Genomic DNA, 20,571 nt, shown 5'->3' on the forward strand with positions numbered 1-20,571 from the left:
GATGATCCGGTCTTTACTCTGCGCACTCCTCTGCTTTGTCCAGTATAGCGCTGCTGCCAGTTCGGTTGCACCTGCGGCCCCGGTAGATGCCCCCGTTACTCTTGCCGCCAATTGGATTACCCATCCCGCCGCCCCGGTGGAGGACCATAGCGTGGTGCTGTTTCGCCGGCAGTTCGATCTTGCCGTGCTGCCGGATAGCTTCCTAATCGGGGTGACGGCCGATAACCACTTCCGCCTGTACGTCAACGGGAAGTGGGTAGCGTTCGGGCCCCAGCTAGGGGATGTCGAGCACTGGCGCTACGATCGCATCGACCTGCGGCCCTACTTACAATCCGGCACCAACACCCTGGCCATCCAGGTCACCAACTGGGGGTACCACCGCATGTTTGGCATCCAGAGCGTACATACGGCGCTGCTGGTGCAGGGCTACGGAGCGGCCGAGGTACTTACTACCAGTGGCTACGATGGGGAATATAAAACTTTGATAAACAGTGGAATTAAGCCCCACGAGGTGAAGTGGCGTACCAGTGATAATGATATCATTGGCGGGCTGTACGCCAATAACCCCACCGATAGCCTCCACGTCGCGCGCTACCCCTGGGGCTGGGAACAAGCTGATTTCGACGACAGCAGCTGGACGGCCGCTCAGTTCCTCGAGAAAGGAAACGAAGTCACCGACGGCACCGGTTTTCGCTGGATGCTACAGGAGCGCACCGTACCGCCCCAGCGGCTGAGCGAGCAGACATTCCGGCGCGTCCCCATTCAGGAAGGGATTACCACGCCACCGGAGTGGATGACCGGTGAGGATGCCGTCACACTACCGCCAGCGGGAAGCTACCGCCTGCTACTCGATATGGAGGAGGTCACTATGGGCTTTCCTACGTTGCAGTGGTCCGGGGGGGCGGGGGCGCAGGTGCGGTATACGTGGACAGAGAACCTCTTCAACGCCGACCGCAGCAAGCCCCACCGCGATAGTACGGCCGGTAAGTTGGTGAAGGGCTACTTCGACGTCATCCTGCCCGACGGCGGGGCGGACCGCAGCTACGTACCCACCTGGTACCGCACCTTCCGCTATCTCGAGATATTGGTGACCACCGCCGAAGAGCCCCTACAGCTTTATGCCCCCGTGCTGCAACGGGTTACTAGTTCCATCCCGTTGGCTGCTACCTGGCGCAGTGACGACGCGGAGCTTGACCGTATCGTAGCCGCAGACCGCCGCACCGTGGAAATATGTACCCAGGACTACTTTCTGAGCGATGCCTACTACGAGACCATGCAGTACGTGGGCGACACTAAGGTGCACGCCCTGGTCTGGCAGGCACTGAGCGGCGATGACCGTCATACCCGCAACGCCCTGCTCGACTTCCACCACGCCCGCAATGCAGAGGGGATGCTGAAGAGTTGCTTCCCACTGCGGCACAACTTCTTCCATTCCAGCTACTCCCTGATCTACGTGGACATGGTCTGGGACTACTTCCTGCGCACCAACGATACGGCCTTCGTACGGCCCCTGCTACCGGGTATCCGGCTGACCATGGATTACTTCGCCACGCACTACGACACGGAGAGCGGTTTACTGCGCGACGTGATTTATAAGCCCTTCGTGGACTGGTACCCCAACGGCAACCGGGGCCTGGCCGAGGGCGCCGACCTGGATGCCTCCGTGCCCTACGCCCTACAGTACGTCCACGCCCTACGGTCGGCCAGTCTGCTTGCTGATGCCCTCGGCGAGACCGGCGATCATTGGAGCAGTCTGTTCGACGAGGCACTACGGACCATCCGCGAAAAGTACTACCTGCCCGAGCGCCACCTGGTCGCCGAACGGCCCAGCCTGGATTTCTTCGACCAGCACAGCAGCATCCTGGCCGTACTTACCGGCGTCATTCCCGAGGCAGATGTCGACGACGTCCTCGATACCGTGGTGCGCGATACGAGTTTAGTCCCGGCTACGTACTACTTCCGCTATTATTTACTCGAGGCCCTTCGACAAAACGAGCGTGCCGACCTAGTCCGCGAGGCCCTCCAGCCCTGGTACGACATGGTGGCCGAGGGGGCTACTACCCAGGTCGAACGCTTCGAGACTCCCGCTAAACCGACCCGCTCCGAGGCCCACCCCTGGGGTGCCGCACCCGCACTGTTCGTTTATACGCTGCTGGCTGGTATTAATGATGAGAATCCGGAAGGGCCGGTTGTGATGCGTCCTGCCTTCGGCCACCTCAAGGTGATGGAAGGCTACTACCCCTTCCTGCGGGGCCGGGGTGGGGTGCGCTTTGCGCTGGAGCGGTCGGGGCCTACGGGGGTGCTCGGTAGCGTGACGGCTACTGGGCGGGAGGTGCGTGTGCGGTGGGGGGGGCGGGAAGTGGTGATACCTGCCGGTGAGTCCCGTGACGTTCACTTTGATTAACCGCAGAGGGCGCGGAGAGACGCAGAGATATGACACACATGCAGAAACACCTCTGCGTCCCACTGCGCCCTCTGCGGTTCATCCCCGCCGCGGAGCTGCCCGTCGCAGGCTCCCCTAGCCAGCAGAAAGCAACCGAAAGCCCCGAAAGAACTTATCCGAAGCCTCACTAAGCCCCCGCCCACTCAGCGCAAAGGTCTTCAATTCGTAGTACCGCCCCCCCACCACGAAAGCGAGGGTACGCGCCTGCGCCTGTCCATCCTTATAGTCGATGCGCCAGATACGACCCGGGTAGCCAAGCACCTCACGGTCGGTGGCGTACACAACCTCGCCGCGCAGGGCCTCGGCGGCGGATTCTTCGGTAGACGCTAAGAGCTCACGCACCAGCTCGGTACTATCCTGGTGCAGCGCACCCGCGGGGTAGTCGACGTAGCTGAGCACGTAGATGAGGTTTTCGGCGCGCTCTAGCTCCGGTACCTTGAAAAAGTAGGTATGAAAGACCTGCTTGCCCACGGCCGTTTCCAAGGTATCAATCTTATGCTCCAACGGCCCTGGGGTCTCGATGCGGAAGCGGCCCTCCAGGTCGTCGACCTGCTCCCAGCGGTGGTCGTCCTCCCAGCTTTTGGTGGGGGGCTTGACGGCTTCCTTATCTAGGCGGTCGGTCTGGGCCGTGAGCGTACCGGTAAGAAGGAGGAGAACGATGAGACGTAGCATAAGGAATAGACACGCAGCTCATACCAAGCGTTGTACCTGCGTACGCGCCCCGATCCGGAAGTGCTCCGGCCGCTGCCCCTCCAGGTCCCGCATAAGGAGTACACCGGGTTGCTTACCCACTTCCAGACTACCCATGCGGTGGTCAAGCTGCAGGGCCTCGGCACCGTTCAGGGTGGCCCAGCGCAGCAGCTCATCAAAGGGCACGTAGCTCTGGTAGCGGGCGATCGTGCGCAGCTCCTCCAGGATGTCGAGCTGCCAGTTGGAGGTCAGGCTATCGGTACCCACGCAGACCTTTGCCCCCGTGTTGAGGAAGCGTTCATAGCGTGGCAGGCGGTTTTCGATGTAAAGGTTAGCGTTGGGGCAGGTGGCCCAGTACACGCCGTTTTCCCCCCAGGCCTGGGCGGCTAGAATGGCTTCTTCCGTGGTCAGCGTATTGTGCACAAATAGGGTGCGTTTGCGGGGGTCCATCCGCTGTAGCGCGTGGAAGATCGACGGTGTACCTGGGGCGTGAAAGTGCTCCAGGCTCGCGCCGAAGCCGGCAAAAAACTCCGCGAAGGGACCGCCTCCCGTCTCGAAAAGCAGGTCCTCAGCGGGCGTTTCCTGGTTGTGAATACTTACCGTCTCGCTGCCCGTATTCAGCTGATTGATAAGGTAATAGAGCCCGTCACTTACGGTATAAGGTGCATGGGGTACAGCGCTTTTTGGCTCTGGTTGGGCGGTATAGGCTGGTACGTACATATCGTAGCTCGCCCGGGCCCGCTCCGGCTGTAGGAAGTCGAACATTTCCATGAAGCTGTAGTAGGTGATCGGGCTGCTGCGCTTTACTGCCGCGGTATCCACCTTATTACAAATGTCTCCTACGGCTTGAATACCGCGCTCCCACATTTGGCGGTCCTGCTCTGCGATAGCCTGGTCGATCTCGGCCTGGTCTACCTCCCGCAGCGTGACTACGTCGACCAGGAAGGGGAGGAGCGTTTTACCGGTAGCGCTTCTACCGCGCAAGTGGCTGAGCTCGAGGTGGCAATGGGCGTTGATAAAACCGGGGATCAGTATACCGTCGTGCCACTGGGGCGGGGCCCCGATAGCTATCGAAGGTGCGGTATACGTAGCGGAGGCGGGATCATACACCCCGCGTATTCGACCCGTTTCGTCCATGTCGACCACCCCGTTGCGGATGGGCGGGCTGGAGATCGGGTACACATAGTCAGCGGTAAAGGCGGGCATGGGGGCTTATTCTGAGCCGCGAAGGTACTCTCCACTGCTAGCGCCGGTAAGCCTTACCCGGATCGTGGTTTTCGGTTGCAGCAGGTAGTTGGGTAAGCGGAGTTCCAGTCGCTTGAGTCCCGGCACCTGCATATCGTAGGCCAGGGGAGGAGGGTCTAGACTCACGACCGAAAAGTGGAGGCCAGTAGGTTGCTCGACGAATAGATCGAGCCAATGGTCGCCCTGGCGCAGCCGCGCGCCGTAATCCGTCAGGGTTACGGCGGCCGTAGTCATGAGCTGCCAGCATACGGTACGGGTGGCATCGGTGGTCATAAGTGTATCCGTGGTGGTGAAGGTGCGTGGGCCTAGCTTAGTGAAGGTGCGGCTTGCGGCGGCAATCTGACCGTTGACCACTTCACCAAGGTCGACGCGGATGGTGGTAGGCGACAGCTGAACGAGGGGCGCGAACCCGTCTACCCGGTGCAGACTATCGTTCACGGTGAGGGTACTGTGGTTAAAGTTATTCTTGGAGATCAGGGTCCACCGCGCGGCCTGCTGTTCGTGGCCCCAGAGGTCGAAGCCGAGTTGCTCCAGGGAGTTGTAATCTTGCATGCCTAGGTCCACCGCCCACCGCACGCTATCGAGCTCGAAGATGAAGCTGCCGGCGTCGAGGTTGCCGTGACTGATTGACCCCCGACCGCCCTTGACGGCTAGGTAAAACGTAGTATCGGTGGCATCGCGCAGTATCCCCAGGGGATTGGGCCCATCGGCCGACCAGGTAAGGGGCAGGCCCGACTCCGTAAACTGGGTGGGCCGGGCAATCCAGGGCAGAGCGAGGGCAGCAAAGCGAGAGCCGCGGGCGTCTTCGCGGTACACGCGCTTTAGGGCACCGGGCTGGAAAAAACTGCCGTTTCCGGTAGGGCCGGCAAACCAGGCTAAGACTTCCGCGCCATTGGTGCCGGCATCCGCCGCACCGTCGGCGTAGTTGTAGTACGCACCGCTGGGCGCTTCGGCCAGCGCCCGGAAGGTGGCACTCTGGAGAAAGCCGGGGTAGTCCGTGAGGCCAAAATCGTCGTTGAGGGCACTGCGCAACATTTCTATAGTTATCACCGAATAGCTCGTAGCGTAGCTCCAGTAGGTGGCACCCTCGGGGTAGGCACCGTCAGGGGCGTAGGTGCGCAGGGCACGGGGTAGGTATTCGATCGCCCGGGCGATGGCCCGGCCGCTTTGCTGCGGTGCACGTTCGGCTAGGGTGAGCGCTGCGGCAATGGTTCCTCCGTGGCAAACTTGATTCCAGTTATTGTCCGCAGTGATCCACCAGTCGGTACTTGCCAGCGAGGGCTCCAGGCCTAAGTGAAGAAGCGCTCCGTAGGCTTGCGAAGTTACCGAATTGGGGAGTGCTTCCTCCGCCCAATCCAGGCCGATAGCGACGGCCAGGGACATTTCGGCCACGTCGAGAAAGTGGCTAGGGTTCCAGTCGGTGAACGTACTCACGGCCACCAGCTCGTCACCGAGGCGGTCCAGGTAGGCGGTGTCGCCACTGATCAGCCAGCTCATACCTAAAATGCCGCTGCGGCGTAGGGCCTCCCGACTTACGAACAGGAGGCGCCGGCCGGTGAGCTCGCGTTTCAGTACGGGCGCCCGGAGTAGCTCATCGGCCCGTTGCTGAATACCTGCGTAGTAGCTGCCCAAGGTCGGATCGGTAGCCAGGGCGTTACGGAGGCTATCCAGACTACCGGGTGTAAGGATTAGTCGCGGATGCTCGCGGCGCAAGCCCTGCGTCCAGGACACCGTATCGAATGCCTGTAGGGGAACGGGCTCCTCCATACCGGGCTGGGCGACCAGGAACAACGGGAGGAACAGTAGAGCGAGGAGATACCGCATGGCGAAAGATAGGCAGGTAACCAGTAAGCAGGCGTCCAGGCCGGCTTGCTTACCTTCCGGCTATAATACCGGACCTATGCGTTTAGCTTATCTCCTCTGGCCTCTCGTCGTACTGTTTGCCTGCAACGCCGACCGAGACCCCACGTTGTCCGCTAACGACGCTAGCGAGGCACGCACGGTCGAGATCGTCTCCGACTCGCTGGATACGGAGCGCCTACAGGCACCGGATGAGCTATTCGGGGAGCTGTTCCGCGAGGTACAGATGCAGCAGCTGTACCCCGATGGCAAAACCTTTGTCGATATGATTCCGCAGCAGTCGGCCCGGGCGATCATGGAAGCCTACCGGGCGGAGCGGTCCGCGCAAGGATTCGATCTGAAAAACTTCGTGGAGACTCACTTCGACCCTCCGGCAAGCCCCGAGAGTGGATTTACCAGCGACGGCAGCCGCAGCATCACCGACCACATCGACGCGCTCTGGCCGGTACTGACCCGCCGGGCCGGCAGCGACGAGGGCAGCGCCGGGAGCCTGATCGTACTGCCGCAGGACTACGTGGTACCCGGGGGGCGCTTCCGCGAGGTGTACTACTGGGATAGCTACTTCACCCTACTCGGGCTGGCGGCGGCGGGGCAGGATAGCCTGGTGCGGTCGATGGTGACCAACTTCGCCTACCTGATTGATGAGCTTGGCTTCATTCCCAACGGCAACCGCACCTACTACCTGACCCGCTCCCAGCCGCCCTTCTTCGGACTGATGGTAGAGGTACTGGCCGGCATCGAGGGCGAGCAGGTGTACGCTGAGTTCCTGGAGCAGATGGAGGCCGAGCACGCCTTCTGGATGCGGGGCGAAGGAGAGGTGACCGCCGCCCGGCCCGCCGTGAATCATGTGGTGTTACTCGGTGATAGTACCGTACTGAACCGCTACTACGATGCCGGTGACCGCCCCCGCGCCGAGAGTTACCGCGAGGATGTGCTCACCATCCGCGAGAGTGGCCGCGACAGCCAGCTCGTGGCCCGCCACCTGCGCAGTGGGGCCGAGTCGGGCTGGGACTTCTCTGCCCGCTGGTTCGCCGACGGGCAGAACCTTTCGACCATCGTGACTACCGATATTGTACCTCCGGACCTCAATGCGCTGCTCTATAAGCTCGAGACCCTGCTCGCGGAGCACACCGAGCTGATCCCCGAAAAGGAAGCCTGGCAGCAGCGCGCCGACCGCCGCCGCGTCGCGATCAATGATTACCTGTGGAACGAGTCCTCGGGTTGGTACGAAGACCATAACTGGTCGACGGGGGAATTCACCGGCTACCTGACGCTGGCCGGCGTATACCCACTCTTCGTGGAAGCTGCTCCCGAAGACCGCGCCGTCGCCGTAGCCCGCCGGCTCGAATCGGAATTTCTCGCCCCCGGAGGTCTGCGCACTAGCCTCCAGCAGACCGGTCAGCAGTGGGATGCCCCCAATGGCTGGCCACCCCTACAGTGGATGGCCTACGCCGGACTGCGCCACTACGGTATCGACGACCTGGCCACCAGCATCCGCAGCCGCTGGATGACCAACAATGAGCGGGTCTACGAAAACGTCGATAAGCTGGTCGAGAAGTACAACGTGGAAGACATCACCCTCGAGGCCGGCGGCGGCGAATACCCCGTGCAGGATGGATTCGGCTGGAGTAATGGGGTATACTTGCGGATGGCTAGTGAGGTGGCTACTCCACCGGAGTAAGCCGCGACGGTAGTTGAGAGCCGGTCAACCGTTCTGGTTACACGGCACCTGCGACCCCGCCCCGCTTTTCCAGTTGCCGCCAGATGAGGAGTAGACTCACTATAGTGACAAGTGCTAAGGCCCCGGCGCTGACTGCCCCCGTTAGGTTGCCGTAGAGGTAGAAGCCCGTGGCGAAGAGTACCGAATACACGGCTACGGCACCCACTAGCATTGCCAGGATGCGCAGCGGCAGTTGGCCGTCAGCAGCGGTGTCGACATGGTCCAGTTGCTGCTCAACTACTCGGTCCCAGCCAGGACCACCCGGGCGCGTAACGGCATAGAAGTTGCGCAGGGTAGCCAGGTCGGTGGGGCGGGTAGCAAAGGTCACGGCCAGCCAGCCTACGGTGGTGATCGTGATGCCATACAGCAGTTTTTCGTAGCTCGCTAGTTCGCGCAGCCCGAACTCCGGGTAGATCAGCTCGAAAAAGAGCGCTACCACGAAGGAGATGAACATGCCGGCAATCTCGGTATAGGCGTTGATGCGCCACCAAAACCAGCGCAGGATGAAGATGAGCCCCGTTCCCGCTCCGATCTGTAGTAGAATACCGAAGGCCTGCAGCGCGTTGGTCAATGCCAGAGCGAAAAGGGCAGCCAGCACCATGAGTAGGACCGTACTCAGCCGCCCGATCAGTACCAGCCGGTCCTCGCTCGCCCCGCGATCGATGAACCGATTGTACCAATCGTGCACCACGTAACTCGACCCCCAGTTTAGGTGGGTGGAGAGGGTAGACATCAGCGCCGCGATCAGGGAGGCGATCACTAAGCCCAGCAGTCCGGTAGGCAGGTAGCTCAGCATGGCGGAATAGGCCAGGTCGTCGTCGACCTTGTTGGCGGGAATATTCGGAAAGGCAATCTGCAGGCTGTCAAGATCGGGAAACACAATAAGGGAAGCCAGGGCAATCAGGATCCAGGGCCACGGCCGCAGGGCATAGTGAAAGGCGTTGAAGAGCAGCGTGGCGCCAACTGCGTTGTTTTCATTCTTGGCGGCCAGCATCCGCTGGGCTACGTAGCCCCCCCCGCCCGGCTCCGCGCCCGGGTACCACACGCTCCACCACTGCACCGCGATCGGCATCAGGAAGAGCGGCACGTAGATGTCGGGATTGGTGAAGTCGGGGAAAAAATCTAGACGCTCGGCCACCTCCGGTCGCGCAAACAGCGCCTCGATGCCCCCGACTTCGGGCAAATTGACAATCACGTATGCGGCCCAGATGGCCCCCACCATGGCGAAGGTGAACTGCACGAAGTCAGTAAGAATCACCCCCCTCAGACCACCGGAAGCAGAATAGATCACGGTGACCACCGATACCAGCACCACCGTAGTGATGGGGTCGATATCCAGCAGCACCCCGGCAATCTTGATGCCGGCCAGCAATACCGTGGCCATGATCATCACGTTGAAAAATACTCCCAGATAGATGGCCCGAAACTGCCGCAAAAAGCGGGCGGGCGCACCGCTGTACCGCAGCTCGTAAAACTCCAGGTCGGTCATCACGCCCGAGCGCCGCCACAGCCGCGCGTACACGAATACCGTAAGCATACCCGTGAGTAGAAACGCCCACCAGGCCCAGTTACCGGCCACGCCCTGCTTGCGGACGATGTCGGTGACCAGGTTCGGGGTGTCAGCCGAAAAGGTCGTGGCCACCATGGATACGCCCAGCAGCCACCAGGGCATATTGCGGCCCGAGAGGAAAAACTCGCTGGTCGATTTACCGGAGCCCCGGCTGGCCCATAGCCCGATGGCCAGGGTGATGGCAAAAAAGACGAAGACGATGATCCAGTCCAGGGAGGTCAGCTGCATGCGGTAGTCTAGGTAAGTGTGGGTAAGGTAATGTATGCACGTTTAGCCCACATAATAGCGCAGGTACACCAGGTACACACTGCTGGTGAGGAGGACGAGACTTCCCCCGCTCACCAGCCACGGTAGTCCCGGCCAAGGTCGCTGCGGCCGGTTGAACAGCAAAAACAGCAGCGGGCCGATGGGGGTCAGGTACCTGCCCTGAATCGTGCCGACGGTACCGGAGCCCACCGGCTCCCAACTGAGTAGCTGGGACAGGACCACCAGCAGATAGCAGCCCACGGCGGCCGTCAGTAATACCCCACGGTGCCACCAGCCCAGCCGCATCCCCGGAGCGCCGGCCAGCAAGGCAACGACAAGCAACCACAGATAGGCACCCCACACCAGCCCCCGCGGTAGCCGTAAATCAAGCCAGCCGAAGGTGCCGATGTACCCCGGTAGGTACATGCCCGCCGCATCGCGCAGGCTGTTCGCCGCCGCGCTGAGGAGCCGGTGGGGTGCCCGGGCAATGCGCGCGCCCTGCGCACCGACGTCGGCCTGCCGGGGTAGGTGGAGCTCCTGCTCCACCCCGGCATCGTACGCACTGCGGGCAAGGTAAATCTCCGCCGAGCGCCCCGACCAGAACAGCATCACCCCCGCCGTCAGCCCCCCCAGTAGCACCCCCGCGGCGAGCTTGGGGCCCCAGCCGCCGAAACGCTCCCGCGGAATCAGTACCCCCAGGAGTAAGAGGGGGGTATAGACCAACTTGGTGGATGCTAGTCCGGCAGCCAGCACACTGAGTACTACCAGTTCGCGCGCGCCCAACCGGTCTGTGCGTCCCAGGGCCAGGTAGAGGAGGTAGGTCACCGCTACGAAGGCCACCCCGTCGGTAAGGGTATCGGCACTCACTACCGCATGGGTAAATACGCTCATCGGTAGCAGCAGGAGCGCTACGAACAGCCAGCGGGCAATCGGTAGGAGCCACAACGTTAGTGCGCCCGCCAGGAGCCAGGTCAGGAGTCCGGCGGCACGGGCCAGGTACAGTGTATGCAGTGTGCTGGTTCCCAGCCGGCCCGCCACCCAGAGGCCGCCGGCAGCCGGTAGGTACACCACTGCCGGATACACCGCCGTGTTCGGATAGTCGATGAAGGTAGTCGCCTGGGGCCTAAGCGGTACCTTGGCGAAGCGCCGCACCTCGGCTGCGGTCGTCTGCCGCCGGGCATCCCAGCGCAGCAAACGAAAGGCAGCGAACAGCTCAACCAGCGCGGTGGGAACAGCGCCACCCCGCCGCTGGGTACTCAGATCGGGTTCCCACTCCCCGGTGCTGATGGCGTACGCCCGGTAGAGGTGATTGGGCTCGTCCGGCCCCTGGTAGGGTGGAGTAAGTATTAAAAACGCCGCACCGTATACGCCACCCAGCAGCAGGAACGTCAGGATAGCATGTCGCGACACAACGGGTAGGGGATTTGGCCGGCGGAAAAATAAACAATTCCTTTGCCCGACGGTACCTTACTTCCGTGAAGTGGATCGCTTTCGTGCTGTTGCTAGTCCCCGGGTGGCTTACCCCGTCGCTGCGGGCGCAGGATCCACTCCTGACCACCGATCGGGTGCCTACCCCTACGCAGCACCGCGTGGTACCCGCCGCTGCCTACCCCACCTATGGCGTCTACGAGGCCATTCTCTACGAACTGGCCCGCCGCCATCCCGATCGCTGTCGGGTGGAGGTCTGGGGCACCCTGCCCTCCGGTCGCCGCATTTTAGCCCTCAAACTCACCCAGGGCATTCGTCAGGAGCGGGCGCGGCCGCAGGTGCTGTGCACGGCCGCCATGCACGGCGATGAGCTGGCTGGCTACTGGGTCCTCCTTCGCCTGGCCGAAGACCTCCTGACCAACGACGAGGCCGGCCTCCTCGAACAGACCGTGATTTACATCAACCCGCTGGCCAATCCGGATGGAGCCTATGCCGCCGGTGATTACAGCCTGGCCGCCGCCCGCCGCGGCAACGCCAACGGCGTCGACCTGAACCGCAACTACCCCGACCCCGACGACGGCCGCTTCCCCGACGGCAACGCCCACCAGCCCGAGACCCGCATCTTCATGCGCGCTGCCGAGCGGCGCAGTTTCGATCTGGGCATCAACTTCCACGGGGGCGCGGAACTGTTTAATTATCCCTGGGACACCTTTCGCACCCGCCACCCCGATACCGACTGGTGGCGCAAGGTGAGCCGGGAGTTCGCCCAGCGGGCCCAGCACGACGGTCCCGGGGGTACCTACTTCAAGGACCGGAGCAATGGGGTCACTAACGGACACGACTGGTATCCCATCGCCGGCTCGCGGCAGGACTACATGAACTACTACCACCGCACCCGCGAGGCCACCGTGGAAATTACCAACGCCAAACGCCTGCCGGCGGCGGAGCTGCCGACCCTGTGGACCTCCATCCGCGGCGCACTACTGGGCTACCTCCGGGAGGCCACCTACGGCATCCACGGTACGGTTACCGACCGGGTGACGGGCCGGCCCGTACCGGCCCACGTGACCATCCCCGGCCACGACCAGATGCAGAGCTCGGTGTACAGCAGTACGGCGTTCGGCGATTTTTACCGCTACCTGGCCCCGGGCACCTACCGGCTGCAGGTATCGGCGCCCGGCTACCGCAGCCGCAGCCTCATCGTGACGCTGGCTGACAAGCAGCGCCGCTACCTGCACGTGGTCCTCGAGCGCGACTCCGACCTAGTACCGGCCCGCAAGAAGTAGGTTGGCTACCTTCGCGCCCATCGCATTACCCTAGCCATCGCCACATGTCCGACGCCATCTTTCACCTCGCCGTACCCCAAAACGAACCGGTACTCAGCTATGCCCCCGGCAGCTCCGAACGCTCCGCCCTCCAGGAGGCACTCCGCGCCGCCAAGTCCGCCCCCCGCGAACTACCCGCCTTCATCAACGGCGAGCGGGTGCTGGAGGGCGAGCGGGTAAGCGTGCACCCGCCCCACGAGACCGGCCATACCCTCGGCCATTTTTTCCGCGGCACCCAGGAGCACGTACACCGGGCCATCGACGCCGCCCTGACTGCAAAACCCGCCTGGGAAGCCACGGCCTGGGACCAACGCGCTGCTATCTTTCTACGGGCCGCCGATCTACTATCCGGTCCCTTCCGCGCCCGCATGAACGCCGCCACGATGCTGGGGCAGAGCAAGAACGCCTACCAGGCTGAGATCGATGCGGTTGCCGAGCTCTGTGACTTCTTCCGTTTCAATGCCTATTTCCTCCAGGAGATCTACCGCGAACAGCCCCCCCATAATCCCTCCGGCACCTGGAACCGCCTGGAGTACCGCGCCCTGGAAGGCTTCATTCTGGCCATTACACCCTTTAACTTTACGAGCATCGCGGGTAACTTACCGGCCGCCCCCGCCCTGTGCGGCAACACCGTGGTGTGGAAACCGGCCGAGACGCAGATCTACTCCGCCGTCGTGATCATGGAGCTCTTCGAGGCGGCCGGGCTGCCCCCCGGGGTCATCAACCTGATCTATACGGACGGGCCCGAGGTAGGCGACATCGTCTTTAAGCATCCCGACTTTGCCGGCCTGCACTTCACCGGTAGCACCAAGGTGTTTCAGGAGCTCTGGCGGGAGATCGGGCAGAACATCGCCACCTATAAGACCTATCCCCGCATCGTAGGGGAGACCGGGGGCAAGGATTTTGTCGTAGCTCACGCCAGTGCCGATCCGGAGCAGGTGGCGGTCGGCCTGGTACGTGGGGCGTTTGAGTTCCAGGGCCAGAAGTGCTCGGCGGCCTCCCGCGCCTACCTGCCGGCGAGTCTCTGGCCGGAGATCAAGCGGTGGACGCTGGAAAAAACCGCCTCCCTACAAATGGGTACGGTGGAGGAGTTTAGCAACTTCATCAATGCGGTGATCGACGAGCGGGCCTTTGATCGCATTGCCGGTTACATCGATGCGGCGCGGGACAACCCCTCCGTAGAAATCATCGCCGGGGGCGGCTGCGATAAGTCGGCCGGTTACTTCATCGAGCCCACTATTCTGCTTACCACCGACCCGCACTCCACCACGATGGAGGAGGAAATCTTCGGTCCGGTGCTAACGATCTACGTCTACGACGATGCCGACTGGGAAGACACCCTCAGCTTAGTCGATACCACCTCGCCCTACGCCCTCACCGGGGCCGTCTTTGCCACCGACCGCTACGTCATCGAACGGGCGAGCAGGGCGCTGCGGAATGCAGCCGGTAACTTCTATATCAATGACAAACCCACCGGGGCGGTCGTGGGCCAGCAGCCCTTCGGCGGCGCCCGCGCGTCGGGGACCAACGATAAGGCCGGTAGCGCACTAAACCTGCACCGGTGGATCAGTCCCCGCCTGATCAAGGAAAACTTCGTGCCCCCGGTAGACCACCGGTATCCGTTCCTGGACTAGCCCTCACACTAGGCCGGCGATCACTAGCTCCACCGCCTCCGGATTCAGTAGCGTCGAGGTATCGCCCAGCTGCTCCGTTTCTCCGGAGGCCACCTTACGCAGGATGCGGCGCATGATCTTACCCGATCGCGTCTTGGGTAGCTCGGCCACGAACTGAATCTTATCCGGCTTGGCGATGGGTCCGATCTCCTGGCGTACCATGGCCACGATCTCCTCGCGGAGGCGATCGTCAGCCGGTACCCCATCGGCCACGATGACGTAGGCGTAGATGCCCTGCCCCTTGATGGCGTGGGGGTAGCCCACTACGGCCGACTCCACGACCTGCTCGTGCTCGTTGATGGCGTTTTCGACCTCGGCGGTGCCCATGCGGTGACCGCTCACGTTGATGACGTCATCCACCCGGCCCACGATGCGGTACATACCCTCGGCGTCGCGGCGGGCCCCGTCGCCGGTGAAGTACATACCGGGTACGGTGGTGAAGTAGGTGGTGCGGCAGCGCTCGTGATCGCCCCAGGTAGTGCGGAGGATGCTGGGCCAGGGGAACTTGACGCAGAGTAGGCCGCTCTCGGGATTGCCCGTAAGTTCTTGACCGCTTTCCTTATCGACCAGCGCCATCTGGATACCGGGCAGCGGGTAACCGGCGAAGGTGGCTTTCTGGGGAGACAATCCGCCCAGACCGGAAATCATCATGCCTCCGGTTTCGGTTTGCCACCAGGTATCGACGATGGGTACGCGACCCTTGCCTACCTGCTCGTGGTACCATTCCCAGGCCTCCTCGTTGATGGGCTCACCCACCGAGCCGATCACCTTCAGGTCGCTCAAATCGTGGCCCTCTACGAATTTGTTGCCGCGGGCCATTAGGGCGCGGATGGCCGTGGGGGCGGTGTAGAACTGATTGACGCCGTGCTTGGCACACACCTGCCAGAACCGGCCGGCGTCCGGGTAGGTCGGTACGCCTTCGAACATCACAGTGGTGGCACCGCAAAGTAGTGGTCCGTAGAGGATGTAACTGTGGCCGGTGATCCAGCCGATGTCCGCCGTACACCAGTACACGTCGCCCGGCTCGTACTGAAACACGTTCAGGAAGCTAAAGGCGGTATAGACCATGTAGCCTCCGCAGGTATGCACTACCCCCTTAGGTTTACCGGTGCTACCGGAGGTGTAGAGAATGAACAGCACGTCTTCGGCGTCCATCACCTCGGCCGGGCAGTTGGTATCCTGCCCCTCGACCCGTTCGTGGTACCAGACGTCGATGTCCTCGTTCCAGGCGATGACCTCTCCGGTATTGCGGTGTACCAACACGTTGCGGACGCTCGGGCAGCCCAGCGCAAGGGCCTCGTCGACTAGGGCCTTTACCGGGATGTTCTTATTGCCCCGCCGATTGTAGTCCGAGCAGACGATGAGGCTGCAGTCGGCGTCGTTGACCCGGTCAGCCAGGGCCTGGGCACTGAAGCCAGCGAAGACGACGGAGTGGATGGCCCCGATGCGCGCACAGGCCAGCACACTCACGGCCAGCTCTACCACCATGGGCATGTAGAAGCAGACGCGGTCGCCCTTGCCGACACCGAGCTCGCGCAGTGCATTGCCCACCCGACCTACCTCGGCGTGGAGTTCTCGGTAGGTTAATTTGACGACCGGATCGTTCGGCTCGTTCGGTTCGAAGAGGATGGCGATCTGGTCACCCCGCTCTTCCAGATGACGGTCCAGGCAGTTTTCGGTGATATTAAGCGTCGCACCCCCGAACCACCTCACCCGGGGCTCCTCGAAGTTCCAGTCCAACGCGCGGTCCCACTCCCTATGCCACTGAAAGGTGAGCGCCTGCTCGGCCCAGAAGCCCTCGGGGTCGGTCACACTACGGGCGTACACCTCACGGTACTCCTGAAAACTCTGTATGCGTTGGGGAAGGGTGGTAGTGGGCATGGGGAAGGGTTCGGGCCGGCCAATATAGTCTACCCCCCCAGAACTGCGGTGTAACTGAATCACCAGGCACCCACTGTGAAATAATTTCTCATATAACGGAACAAATGACTGAATTGCAAACGTTTTCGTGGTAGGGCCCCACCAGGCGAGGTGATTCTCTACCACCGGCCGATCCACTGACCCCTATCCTAACGCTACCTCCTTACCCAAACAAGTACACCTATTGATGCGACCTCTACCTAGATTATTCAACCTACTGATCTTTGCCCTTTTTCTAATCAACGCTGCACCTGCGTCCGCGCAAGGTTCTGCTGCCGGCGACTATCCAAACTGGGAAACGATCGGTAACGCCCTGGACCCCCGTGCGGAGGGGCAAATTATAACGTACCAGGGGGATTATTACCTCTTCAGCGGCTACACCACCGATACCCGCTTCCTTAACCGGAACGAGAAATACGACCCGGCTACCAATACCTGGACCCGGCTGAGTAATCTGCCCCAGCGCAGCGACGGTACCCACGTGTTCCATACCCATACCAGTATCGCGCTAGTGGACGACGAGATCTGGCACATCGGTGGCCGCTCCGCCGATCCCGGTTATCGGGTGACCCGCGACGTATGGATCTACAACATCCCCAACGACAGCTGGCGCCGCGGCCCGGACCTGCCCAAAGCCCGCGGCGGTGGGGGAGCCGCCCGCCTGGGACGTACCATCCACTACGTCGGAGGCTTCGACGAGCGCTCGGCCTGCGACGCCGATGACCACTTTGTGTATGACCTGGACCATCCCGAACTGGGCTGGCAGGACTTCACCGGCACCTCCCCCATGCCCCTGGCGCGTAACCACTTCGGTACCACCACCCTAGGCGGTAAGCTCTACACGGTGGCCGGGCAGCACGCCCACGACGGCTGTGAGAAGGGAAAAAATCTGCAGTACGTGCACGTTTACGATCCCCATACCGACCGCTGGCAGCGGCTGGCCGACTTCCCCCACGTGCAGTCGCACATCGAACCCAGCACGTTTGCCTACAACGGTAAAATCTACTCCCTGGGTGGCCAGGGACAGGAGAGCGCCAGCGTGGCCGAATACGATCCTGCCACCAACCGCTGGCGCATCCTGAGCGACCTCGAGCTGCCACTACGCCTCATCGCCCCCGGGGCCCGCGTGCACGAGGGCAACCTGGTGGTCATGGTGGGTGGGCGAATCGCCGTCAACCTGGCACGCTCGGAGGTCCGGGTACGCAACTTTTTTCCTAATGAAACCCGGAAACTTGCCTTTCATCCCGGTGACCTTAAGGCGAGCGGTACGGCCCGCGAGTTCCACGAGATCATCCTAGCCAACTACAGCGCGGAGGAGGAAACGGCCTACACCTTACAGACGGGCGACCTGCCCGTATGGCTCACCGTCAAGAGCGGTATCCAGGGCAGCGCCCGGGAATCGTTTGCGGAAGTGGAACTGATCACCGACCCCCGGGGTCTGGCGCCGGGTACCTACAGCTACACCCTGTGTGCCACGGCCCACGGTTATACCCCCGCCCGAATGATCATCACGCTGACGGTAGGCGACGATGCTACCGCATCCGGTGCCTACTACGGGTACCGTGAGGCCGAGTGTGCCGAGGCCATCGGTACGAATTGGGTAAAGAAGTCTTCCACCGACGCCAGCAACGGGAGCTACTTGGAAGTCCGCACCGGGGCCAATAGTACCGGCAGCGCACCCACAAACGCCGAAACGGACCACCTTAGCTTTGACTTCGACCTGCCCCAGGCGGGCAAGTATCAATTCTTCGCGCGGGTAGAAGCACGCTCGACCACGGATGACTCCTTCTGGTACCGCATCAACGGTGGGGGCTGGGAAGAGTGGGGTAATGGGCTGACGACCTACAACAACGGCTTCGACTGGCGCCGTAGCCCCCGCAGTATCATTACGCTGCCAGCCGGTCGGGTCAGCATCGACATCGCCTACCGGGAGGACGGGCTGCGGCTCGATAAGATTCTGCTCAGCTCCCACAGCGAGATGCCTACTAATATCATTGCCACCGACCCTAGCTGCGAAGAGGACAGCGAGGAGGCAGTACCCAATCCTCCTACTGACGACGTACAGGATTTCTACGTCGAGGCGGAGTGTGCCGAGGCCATCGGTACGAACTGGGTAGAAAAGACTGCCAGCGGCACCAGCAATGGCAAGTACCTGGAGGTACGTGCGGGGGCCAACAGTACCGCGAGTGTGCCAACCGACCCTGCGACGGGTCACCTGAGCTTTGTCTTCGATCTTCCCAGGGCGGGCAACTATTATTTTTTCGCCCGTGCCGAGGCCCGTACCACCTCCGACGATTCCTTCTGGTACCGCATCAACGGCGGCAGTTGGGTGCGTTGGTACAGTGGCCTTACGACCTACGACCGGGGCTTTGACTGGCGGCGTAGTCCCACTAGTCCTACCGCCCTGCCGGCCGGCCGAGTGACCCTCGACATCGCCTATCGAGAGGATGGCCTCCGGTTGGATAGGATCTTGCTATCGCTAAACGGTACGGCACCTACCGGGACGGGACCCGCGAACGCTGCGTGTGACAATACCGGTGCCCAGCCTGATCCCCCTACCGCGGGTGTACAGGAGTTTTGGGGAGAAGCAGAGTGTGCTACCTTCGGTCCCGGCTGGCGTAAGGTCAGCGGCGAGACTGCCTCCAACGGCAGCTACCTCGTCTTCAGTGGCCCTACCCAGTTCAGTGCCCCTACTTCCGGGACGCCGGACAGCGAGCACGTCCGTTTCACGACGACCCTGGCCGAGGGGGGTATCTATTACCTATACGTACGATTAGACGCAGCCGACAACAGCCGCAACTCCTTCTGGATCAAGGTAGACAACGGTAACTGGCTGAAGTTCTGGAAGCTACGCGACGGCAGGAACATGATTACCAATGGCTTCGAATGGCGTAAGGTCACTGACGATACCCGCGAGGTTGCCCTAAACCTATCGGCCGGTACCCATACCATCACCGTCGCCAACCGGGAAGCAGGCACGCTACTCGACAAGGTGCTGCTGAGCCGCCGGGACTTCCAACCCCTGGGGCAGGGGGACCTCGCTTCTAACTGTGGTAGCAGCCGTACACAGCAGGTCGCCGTTATGAGCAGGAATCTTAGAGTTGATCCGCCCGCCATGGCTAGTCTGAGTGTGTACCCGAACCCGAGCTCCGGTGCCCTGACCGTCGAGTGGCCCGAACTTCCCGTACAAACTGCCCAGGTGGGTACGCTGCTGTTGCAGGACATTAGCGGCAGGGTCGTCCTGCGCCGGCAGCTCAGCCTCAGCGCGGCGGAAGGTAGGGAACGGCTCGACGTGTCTGGCCTAAGCCCGGGGGTATACCAGCTGCGCCTGATCTATGGGGCGGACCAGCTTAGGACTGCGGTGTCGATAGTCCGCTAGTCAGAAAGGACATGGTATCTACTCCGTCGGCGTAGTCATCCAGCGCCGGCTGCTGGGCCTGACCGAAAGCAAAGGTCGGCAGGTCCAGCAGCCCGGGGCGGGCTACCACGAGTTGGATGTCCTTCTCGTGCCGGCGCAGCAGTTGCGTAGCGTTTTCCAGGTCATCGTAGTACTCAAAGTACAGACCGGCGATGTGGCTGGCAATTTCCGGTGATTCGCGCAGGATGATGGCGCCATTGTGGTAGAATGGCTCCTTATTGAGGGTAAGCAGCGCGAAGTTGTAGTCGAAGTTATTCTTCCACTTCACGTGGTTTTGGTAGTGCTTCCAGTCGTGAAAAGCCTCCAGCAGGGGGTCAAAGTCGTAGCCGCGGGGTACATACAATTTGGACACATTGCGGCAGCCTAACCCGAAGTAGGCGAAGACATCGTCGCCCAGACGGCGCAGTTCGTCGGTTGTTTCTTCGCCCGTCAGTACGGCTACCCCGTTGCGGTTACGGCGGATGATGTGGGGGTACTTGCCGAAGTAGGCCTCAAAGTAGCGTGCACTATTGTTGCTCCCCGTAGCGATGATGGCGTCGAAGTCACGCAAATGCTCTACCAGATCGAAATAGTCGGCCGTAGCTGCATCGAAGCGGGCCAGTAGCTTGATCAGATAGGGCAGTACGTAGGGGTCCTTGGTACTGGGTTTGATCTGCGCGCGGTGGCCGGCCAGGAATACGCTCAGTACGTCGTGTAGTCCCACCAGTGGAATGTTCCCGGCCAGTACCAGACCCACGGTACGCAGGGGCGGGGCCGCGGGTGCATCGTTGGGATAGGGAGCCAGGAAGTCCCGCAGTCGGCCCTCCGTTAGGAAGCTGTCTACGACCTGCCGTAGGGCCCGTTGCTGGAACGCCAGGGTAAACCAGCCGTTGTGAAATTCGGTCCGTTTTTGCAGGGCGGTGAGGTATTCATCCTCGCCGCCACGAAGGTGGTCGCCGAGCCGAACAAGGGCGGTAATACGTTGGTTATGAGTCATAAGTGTATATGTTAAACTCTCCTTCGGCCCCCCCGGTAGTGAGCTAATTCCGCGTGG

Annotated in this window: 12 protein-coding genes; 5 read left to right on the forward strand and 7 right to left on the reverse strand. The window is 61.9% G+C overall.

What is annotated here, in order from left to right; translation table 11 throughout:
* The first annotated feature begins 1 nt into the window (after nt 1).
* Nucleotides 2–2,404 (forward strand): hypothetical protein, encoded by a 2,403-nt coding sequence (locus tag ACOOHD_RS03130; protein WP_420460106.1) that lies wholly within the window; start codon nt 2–4, stop codon nt 2,402–2,404.
* A 114-nt stretch (nt 2,405–2,518) separates the two neighbouring features.
* Here the strand turns inward: ACOOHD_RS03130 and ACOOHD_RS03135 are convergent, their stop codons facing one another.
* Genes ACOOHD_RS03135 through ACOOHD_RS03145 form a run of 3 tightly spaced genes read right to left on the reverse strand, consistent with a single transcriptional unit; the run spans nt 2,519 to nt 6,202 of the window.
* A complete protein-coding gene (locus ACOOHD_RS03135; protein ID WP_420460107.1) occupies nt 2,519–3,115 on the reverse strand; it encodes a hypothetical protein in 597 nt (198 codons plus the stop codon).
* Between the two features lie 18 nt (nt 3,116–3,133).
* Entirely contained in the window at nt 3,134–4,339 is a 1,206-nt protein-coding gene (locus ACOOHD_RS03140) for an amidohydrolase family protein (protein ID WP_420460108.1), read from the reverse strand.
* Between the two features lie 6 nt (nt 4,340–4,345).
* On the reverse strand, nt 4,346–6,202 hold the full coding sequence (locus ACOOHD_RS03145) for a heparinase II/III domain-containing protein (RefSeq protein WP_420460109.1): 1,857 nt from the start codon (nt 6,200–6,202) through the stop codon (nt 4,346–4,348).
* 76 nt (nt 6,203–6,278) lie between these two features.
* On the opposite strand from ACOOHD_RS03145, the gene treF reads away from it, so the two are divergent.
* A complete protein-coding gene (gene treF / locus ACOOHD_RS03150; RefSeq protein ID WP_420460110.1) occupies nt 6,279–7,919 on the forward strand; it encodes an alpha,alpha-trehalase TreF in 1,641 nt (546 codons plus the stop codon).
* A gap of 37 nt (nt 7,920–7,956) precedes the next feature.
* Here treF and ACOOHD_RS03155 read toward each other — a convergent pair whose 3' ends face one another.
* Both ACOOHD_RS03155 and ACOOHD_RS03160 read right to left on the reverse strand, forming a co-directional pair.
* Nucleotides 7,957–9,756 (reverse strand): sodium:solute symporter family protein, encoded by a 1,800-nt coding sequence (locus ACOOHD_RS03155; protein ID WP_420460111.1) that lies wholly within the window; start codon nt 9,754–9,756, stop codon nt 7,957–7,959.
* Nucleotides 9,757–9,798: 42 nt separating this feature from the next.
* Nucleotides 9,799–11,184: a DUF2142 domain-containing protein gene (locus tag ACOOHD_RS03160; RefSeq protein ID WP_420460112.1), complete on the reverse strand. Its 1,386-nt coding sequence runs from the start codon at nt 11,182–11,184 to the stop codon at nt 9,799–9,801.
* Nucleotides 11,185–11,249: 65 nt separating this feature from the next.
* On the opposite strand from ACOOHD_RS03160, the gene ACOOHD_RS03165 reads away from it, so the two are divergent.
* Nucleotides 11,250–12,488, forward strand: coding sequence for a M14 family zinc carboxypeptidase (locus ACOOHD_RS03165; protein WP_420460113.1), 1,239 nt, complete (start codon nt 11,250–11,252; stop codon nt 12,486–12,488).
* Between the two features lie 44 nt (nt 12,489–12,532).
* Complete coding sequence (gene pruA, locus ACOOHD_RS03170) at nt 12,533–14,161, forward strand: L-glutamate gamma-semialdehyde dehydrogenase (RefSeq protein WP_420460114.1); 1,629 nt, start codon at nt 12,533–12,535, stop codon at nt 14,159–14,161.
* A 3-nt stretch (nt 14,162–14,164) separates the two neighbouring features.
* Here the strand turns inward: pruA and acs are convergent, their stop codons facing one another.
* On the reverse strand, nt 14,165–16,081 hold the full coding sequence (gene acs / locus ACOOHD_RS03175; RefSeq protein ID WP_420460115.1) for an acetate--CoA ligase: 1,917 nt from the start codon (nt 16,079–16,081) through the stop codon (nt 14,165–14,167).
* Nucleotides 16,082–16,307: 226 nt separating this feature from the next.
* On the opposite strand from acs, the gene ACOOHD_RS03180 reads away from it, so the two are divergent.
* A complete protein-coding gene (locus tag ACOOHD_RS03180) occupies nt 16,308–19,499 on the forward strand; it encodes a Kelch repeat-containing protein (RefSeq protein WP_420460116.1) in 3,192 nt (1,063 codons plus the stop codon).
* On the opposite strand, the gene ACOOHD_RS03185 is transcribed toward ACOOHD_RS03180, so the two are convergent.
* The gene (locus ACOOHD_RS03185; RefSeq protein ID WP_420460117.1) at nt 19,471–20,514 is read right to left on the reverse strand and encodes an acyl-CoA reductase; all 1,044 of its coding nucleotides are present in this window, start codon (nt 20,512–20,514) and stop codon (nt 19,471–19,473) included. The genes ACOOHD_RS03180 and ACOOHD_RS03185 overlap by 29 nt on opposite strands.
* Nucleotides 20,515–20,571 lie beyond the last annotated feature (57 nt).

Source organism: Neolewinella sp. (genome assembly GCF_965214665.1).
In the GTDB taxonomy this organism is placed as follows: Bacteria; Bacteroidota; Bacteroidia; order Chitinophagales; family Saprospiraceae; genus Neolewinella.

Excerpts from the sequence above, each read along its gene's own strand:
- ACOOHD_RS03130 (WP_420460106.1), top strand. The coding sequence starts at position 2 with ATGATCCGGTCTTTACTCTGCGCACTCCTCTGCTTTGTCCAGTATAGC.
- ACOOHD_RS03135 (WP_420460107.1), bottom strand. The coding sequence starts at position 3,115 with ATGCTACGTCTCATCGTTCTCCTCCTTCTTACCGGTACGCTCACGGCC.
- ACOOHD_RS03140 (WP_420460108.1), bottom strand. The coding sequence starts at position 4,339 with ATGCCCGCCTTTACCGCTGACTATGTGTACCCGATCTCCAGCCCGCCC.
- ACOOHD_RS03145 (WP_420460109.1), bottom strand. The coding sequence starts at position 6,202 with ATGCGGTATCTCCTCGCTCTACTGTTCCTCCCGTTGTTCCTGGTCGCC.
- treF (WP_420460110.1), top strand. The coding sequence starts at position 6,279 with ATGCGTTTAGCTTATCTCCTCTGGCCTCTCGTCGTACTGTTTGCCTGC.
- ACOOHD_RS03155 (WP_420460111.1), bottom strand. The coding sequence starts at position 9,756 with ATGCAGCTGACCTCCCTGGACTGGATCATCGTCTTCGTCTTTTTTGCC.
- pruA (WP_420460114.1), top strand. The coding sequence starts at position 12,533 with ATGTCCGACGCCATCTTTCACCTCGCCGTACCCCAAAACGAACCGGTA.
- acs (WP_420460115.1), bottom strand. The coding sequence starts at position 16,081 with ATGCCCACTACCACCCTTCCCCAACGCATACAGAGTTTTCAGGAGTAC.
- ACOOHD_RS03180 (WP_420460116.1), top strand. The coding sequence starts at position 16,308 with ATGCGACCTCTACCTAGATTATTCAACCTACTGATCTTTGCCCTTTTT.
- ACOOHD_RS03185 (WP_420460117.1), bottom strand. The coding sequence starts at position 20,514 with ATGACTCATAACCAACGTATTACCGCCCTTGTTCGGCTCGGCGACCAC.